Genomic DNA, 4,977 nt, shown 5'->3' with positions numbered 1-4,977 from the left:
TTTTACGCGGTCAATTCGCAACGGGGTAAGTGACAGTGAAACAAGCGTGGCTATCCGGTCTCCGATTTTTAAATCCAGATGGGCAAGGTCGGGACCAATTGCCTCAACCGTGCCTATCAACATGCCGCCAGAGCCTGTCACTGGATTTTGAAGTTTTCCACGTTCTTCGACTATTTTTTTGATCATTTCTGATATCTTGTCCTTGTCGTTTCCACAGGCATTTTTTATTTGCGTAAAGCTAGCAGAATCCACGTTCAGTGTCTGTACATTTATGAGAATTTCATTGGAATACAATTCCATGGTGTTGTCTATCTTTTTAGCAGCCTGTGGTAGAAAACCCTGCGGTTCTACAACTCTATGGCTTCCGAAGGGGCATCCTTTTTTCATTCCATTACCTCCTATTTCTTATTTTCAAAATGCTCCTGGCCTCATCAGGTGTAGCAATCTCCCTGCCAAATTCCCTTGAGATTTTGGCAACTCTTTCGACAAGCTGGGCACTTGATTTCGCCAATTCTCCTTTGCGGTAATAAATATTGTCTTCAAACCCCACTCTAACGTGTCCCCCCATGGCAATGGCATGAAGTGCAAGGGGCAATTCATGACGTCCTATTCCTGCGACACTCCATGTACTGCCATCGGGGATGCAATTCACAAGATAGACAAGATCGTTTATCGTTGCGGGTATGGCACCGGGGACACCCATGACAAAATCGAAATGCAGAGGTGGAGAAATCAACCCTTTTTTAACCAATCTCAGGGCATTTTCAATCATACCTCGTTCGAACACCTCAATTTCCGGTTTGATCCCCCGATTTTTCATTTCCATCGCAAATTTCTCCATATATTCCTGGGGGTTAGCGAAGATGTCGTTGCCAAAGTTACAGGTTCCTGTGGAAAGTGTTGCCATCTCGGGATTTATATACAAAGGTTGTATTCTCTCTTCTATGCTGTGCCAAACCGCGCCACCAGTAGAGGGCTGAACAATGATATTACACTTTCTCTCTATCTTTTCTTTTATTTCCCTGTAAACCTCCATGTCCTGAGTAGGCGTACCATCACTCTTCCTTGCATGGATATGCACAATAGAAGCACCGGCAAGGAAGCATCGAAAAGCTTCTTCGGCAATTTCATCTGGCGTTATGGGTAGATTGGGTTGCTGTTCACGCGTAACTTCGGCACCGGTAATCGCCGCTGTGATTATAAGCTTCTCCAATATGTTCATCCCCCTTTTCTCTGCTTGTTTAACGGAACTACGCATGTTCCTGAAGCCCTGCACACAACAACAGGATCTTCAAGAACTTCCGCTGCAGAATCGGAAATGTCTGAGCGCGCTTGAATGACCTTTTTGGCTTCAAATATAATCTTCCTTGATGTTCTGCCAACATGAACGATTTCCCCGGTTGCTTCAATGTAATCACCAGCGTATACAGGAGCCAGAAATTCTACGTTGTCGTAAGCACGAAAGAGACCTTCATCACCATCGTTACGAATGAGCAATTCTGTGGCCACATCACCGAAGAGTTGAAGAATTTTGGCGCCATCAACAAGATTTCCACCGTAATGAGCGTCGTGTAGGCTCATTCTAACCCTGATAACAACCTTTTTCATCAACATATACCCCCTTATTAACATTTTGCTTTCAATTACGCCGTTATTCAACACTAAATAGAGGGAATTATCACCGAATTAAGGCGGGAATTATTATCTATATCTCTTATGCTTATCGGATTATGGAAACGCTTTTCACAGCCCGAAAATTTCACTTATTGTCTTTGAAAGTTTTCTTAGCGTTTCTTTTCTAAGTGTAATAACATTGTTGAACACATCAATATCAATTAGCGAAGCTTTGAAGAGCAAATTTATGTGGTAAGAAATAGTGGATTTGTTCAAACCTGTAAAATCCGCAAGCTCTTTTTGAGTCGAGGGCTTTGTGGCAAGATATCTTAGAATTTCAAAACGTGAATTGTCTCCAATCGCTTTTAGAAGATTGTTTAACTTATATTCTTGTGGAATCTTTCTTATAAAATCCTTTGTTATTTCTTCGACACCCATTATAAGCAGGTGAAAGGTTGGATAACTCATTAACCCGGAATTGCTTCTTGGAACAGAATTTTGAAGTGTAACGTATAGCGGCCGGGAAGCGTCTGGAATCAGATCGTAATAATCCAGATAGTTCGAAATGGAATTCTTGATTACTTTTGGGTCTGTCGAAGAGAAGAAATCGTTTACCTTACGAAGATTTTTACTTCTCAAACCTGTTTTTTCATAAATTTTCAGAATCTTTCTGGTGTTTGAAGTAAGAAATTCTATAGCTTTCACCGGGAAGAGAAGTAACTGATTGACAAACCACTTTGAATCCGCACTTATGCCTTCGATTTCTTCTACTTTCTCCGTTACAGTAAAGGGAGAAGTTTCCAGTAATTTTTTTAACTCCTGGCTTTTCATATTCAATCTGCGAACAGCGAGAACTGTGATAAAACGATCCCTGATTATTTCCATCAAATCCGGAGTGAGCTCTATGGATTCTTCAATTTTAACAGCAGTGCCATCTACCATTTTATGTTTTACAGGAAAGAGGACAGGAGATATGACGCCAAATTCGTTCATGAAGGTAGTATAGATGCGAGTTGACCAATCTGATTCCTTCAAAATCGCATTGCGGAAAGCCAGTAGTTCCGGCGTCGGGTCGAAATCCACCCCAAGCGATTTCAGTGATTTTCTAACTGGTTCTGAATGAAAGGCATAGTAAATCGCCATCATAAGATCGTATATTTCGAAATACCCTGCTACTATCTTCATCTATTGTCCTCCATTCTCAAAAAGGCGTTGTCTATATCCCTTATTATCTTTCTCAAATTATCCTTGTTAAGTGAATAGTAAACTTTTCTACCTTCGTTTGACTTCTTAAGAACTCCAAGCTTTCCAAGTGCAGAAAGATGGTGAGATATGGTTGCTTTGGAAAGCCCACAAAGCTCTGCAAGTTGTGCTACATACATGGCTTCGTCTGAAAGCGCTTTTAGAATGCAAAAACGTGTCCTGTCCGATAAATTTCTCAAGAACTCCTTCAGAAGGTCGGTTTCATGATTGTGCTTTGATAATTCAATGCTCAGGGAATTTCCCAAAAGGAAAAGAGTTCCCTCATCGAATTTGACGGGAGCGGAAATAAAATCCGGAAGAAGGTGTTGAATAGAAAGGATAACACATCCTCCAAGGGGGGCTCTGGATAGATGTTTTAATTGCTCCGTGAGCATAGCTCTGGAACGGTCGTGTGTCAATATGCTCAAACTTTCATGTGCAGTACTGGTAATGGCATTTCTGAGCCCGCTATTAATGTACGACTGCAACAACTTTTCCAGAGCTTCGCTAAAGATCTCTCTTGTGTGTTGAGGGAATATCAGTAGTTGGGTGAGAAACCATGTAGAAGACCTGGAAAGCACCCTTTGATTCTGTAAAAAATCAAGGAATCTATCCCTTGAACAACTCTTTAAAAGATGTTGTCTATCTCCGAAGTGCTTGCTGATAACAGAAGAAAAGAACCTGGATCCCAGCTTTTCAAAATTGTTGAGACTTTCTATTGTTTCCTCAAGTGTGATAAAACTGCCATCTTCAAATTCTTCTCCTGCAAAGAGAAGGAAATTCTCTCCAAGTTCTGAAAAGGTTGAAATAAGTGTTCGTGTGTTCCAGGCTGCTGTATTGGCGATATCGTGTATAAAAGCATCTATCCCGGTGTTTATATGGCCGGAAGGATCATTAGGGATTTTGCGGCTATTATCGGTGATTAATTTCGATATTGCTATGAGTTCACCCAGTTCGACCCACACTAATCTCACACTCATAATATCCTCCAGTTAGATATACATCTAATTATAGCATCAAAATGTTGCTTCTATACCTTGTTGTATTTTCTTTTTGATGCCCTATATGCTTAATTATAGAATTTTTTTGCTGATTTTCTTGGAATTTTCTTGTATTTCTCTTTATTGCACTAAATAAGGGTTCTAGAGGATTTACAAACATTATGTTAGACCGTCATCGGTTGTTAACATTACGGGTTTGACAACCATCGAACATAGTGTTATTATAATTTCGTCAGGGATTACTAGAGTTGGAGGGATGGATATGAAAAACAGCAAGACTGTAAATGTAAAGAACATTCAGGAAGAAATTGAAAAGGTCAAGATTTCGTTAATCAAAAGCGGCGCATTTATAAACCTTTAAACCCCCTTGAACAACAAGAGCACGAGAGAACCGAATAAACAACATGCAACACCCCCCCTTTTTCCCCACGGAGAGTTTAACGGGCCTGAGAAGGCCCTATTTTTTTGCTGCTATAATAGAAGTTGATTCGGGGGTGATGTATTGAAATTACAAAAAAAGATAGAAATTTATCTGCTGGCTATTTCTCTTCTTCTGGCCCTCATAGCTGGACTTTTGTTATTTGATATCGTCATTGACCCTCTTTTGAAGTCTTACTTTGCCATTCAGTCGCAAAGGGAAGAAACGCTTCAACAAAGCAGAGAAGTTCTGAAGGAACTCTCCCGGCTGGAATTTTCCATTAAGGGATTTTATTATTTGAATTCTGTATTTCCTTCAAATGCAGAAGAATTAGATGAAAAGACAAAATATAACTATGTTTTTGACTATGAAGACAAAGGGGATTCATACAATGTCAAAATAAGGGGTAACGTTCCTCTGTCATCCAGCAAAAAGCTCATGGAGGAATTCAACTTAGAAGGGAAGCTTTATTCTACGGATGAAGGGTTCTTGTATCTTTTTCCCATCAAGAAGGTATATTGATCGATGCTCCTTGAAGCTGGTTCTTAAATCATCAGATGGGCTTTCATTTACATAATGTTTTTCGAAGGTTTCCGTAAAGCAACCGGGGCAATTCTATGTCAAGGTCGTAGTCATAGGGTCTGCTCGTAACCAGATGGCTTTTGGCCAGTAAATAGGGTTCTGAATTTTCAACACAAAGGA

Annotated in this window: 5 protein-coding genes and 1 pseudogene; 1 reads left to right on the top strand and 5 read right to left on the bottom strand. The window is 40.3% G+C overall.

Going from position 1 to position 4,977, the window contains the following annotated elements; all coding sequences use genetic code 11:
• The 5 genes and pseudogenes from AC3LHT_RS07670 to AC3LHT_RS07650 form a co-directional block, all read right to left on the bottom strand.
• Window positions 1-387, bottom strand: a pseudogene (locus AC3LHT_RS07670) (L-erythro-3,5-diaminohexanoate dehydrogenase); the annotation flags it as partial.
• A gap of 4 nt (window positions 388-391) precedes the next feature.
• Complete coding sequence (gene kce, locus AC3LHT_RS07665) at window positions 392-1,213, bottom strand: 3-keto-5-aminohexanoate cleavage enzyme (protein WP_366011482.1); 822 nt, start codon at window positions 1,211-1,213, stop codon at window positions 392-394.
• 5 nt (window positions 1,214-1,218) lie between these two features.
• Window positions 1,219-1,608, bottom strand: coding sequence for a 3-aminobutyryl-CoA ammonia lyase (kal, locus tag AC3LHT_RS07660; RefSeq protein WP_290646872.1), 390 nt, complete (start codon window positions 1,606-1,608; stop codon window positions 1,219-1,221).
• Between the two features lie 135 nt (window positions 1,609-1,743).
• Window positions 1,744-2,799: a winged helix-turn-helix domain-containing protein gene (locus AC3LHT_RS07655; RefSeq protein WP_290665916.1), complete on the bottom strand. Its 1,056-nt coding sequence runs from the start codon at window positions 2,797-2,799 to the stop codon at window positions 1,744-1,746.
• Window positions 2,796-3,830: an ArsR/SmtB family transcription factor gene (locus AC3LHT_RS07650; protein ID WP_488662471.1), complete on the bottom strand. Its 1,035-nt coding sequence runs from the start codon at window positions 3,828-3,830 to the stop codon at window positions 2,796-2,798. Before AC3LHT_RS07650 ends, AC3LHT_RS07655 begins: the two co-directional genes overlap by 4 nt.
• 529 nt (window positions 3,831-4,359) lie before the next feature.
• On the opposite strand from AC3LHT_RS07650, the gene AC3LHT_RS07645 reads away from it, so the two are divergent.
• Window positions 4,360-4,797, top strand: a complete 438-nt coding sequence (locus AC3LHT_RS07645; RefSeq protein ID WP_290646869.1) for a hypothetical protein — start codon at window positions 4,360-4,362, stop codon at window positions 4,795-4,797.
• The last annotated feature ends 180 nt before the right edge of the window (window positions 4,798-4,977 follow it).

The organism is Kosmotoga sp. (assembly GCF_982836095.1).
The sequence above is the reverse complement of the archived record's forward strand: the minus strand, read 5'-3'. Positions and strand labels throughout refer to the sequence as shown.